The 737-nt window shown below is 47.5% G+C and carries 2 protein-coding genes; both read right to left on the reverse strand.

Features of this window, described 5'->3' with window-relative positions; all coding sequences use genetic code 11:
• Positions 1–534: enoyl-CoA hydratase (locus ACS8FD_RS20150; protein WP_439277173.1), on the reverse strand; the 534-nt coding region annotated here is incomplete at its 3' end.
• 47 nt (positions 535–581) lie between these two features.
• On the reverse strand, positions 582–737 hold a 156-nt coding region (locus tag ACS8FD_RS20155; RefSeq protein ID WP_439277174.1), incomplete at its 5' end, for an acyl-CoA dehydrogenase family protein.

Raw genomic sequence — 737 nt, forward strand, 5'->3', positions numbered from 1 at the left:
TAAGCCAATGCGTAATGCAGTATCGGCATCGATACGCTCACCGCACAATATCATACGCTTCGCCCAGCCTTCACCAACCAGTAAAGGCAGATTCTGCGTACCGCCCGCGCATGGCAGAAGTCCCACGCCGGTCTCTGGTAAGGCCATTTGTGCATGCGATTCTGCGATACGGATATCACAGGCCAGCGCGCATTCAAGTCCACCGCCCATTGCATAGCCGTTGATAACTGCGATACTCACACCACGATACGCTGATAGCGCTTCAAACGCTTCACCAAAAGCGATGGCCATGCTAATCGCAAGACCTTTATCACCGTCTGAGAAATTATTTAAGTCCGCACCTGCTGAAAAGAATTTCTCACCATCGCCATGGACAATTAAGGCATAAACATCATCATTGGCATTGAGATCAGTAACCAGCTGCTTAAGAGCAGGTAAGCTGTCCATTGTCCACGTATGAGCAGGTGGGTTGTTTAAGGTGACGGTAGCAGTGTTTCCGTCGATAGATAGGTTAAGATTGGTATAATCCGTCATAAATAGTCCTTTATTTTTATACAATTGCTAAAAACCTAATACCAAGATTAGCGCAACTGGCTTAGCGCCTCATCTTGCATAAGCTGACGCGAGACAATCACCCGCATGATCTCATTGGTGCCTTCTAATATTTGATGGACACGCAAGTCCCGTACATGGCGCTCAAGCGGATACTCATTGAGATAACCATAACCCCCATGTAG

Source organism: Psychrobacter sp. 1U2 (genome assembly GCF_051847575.1).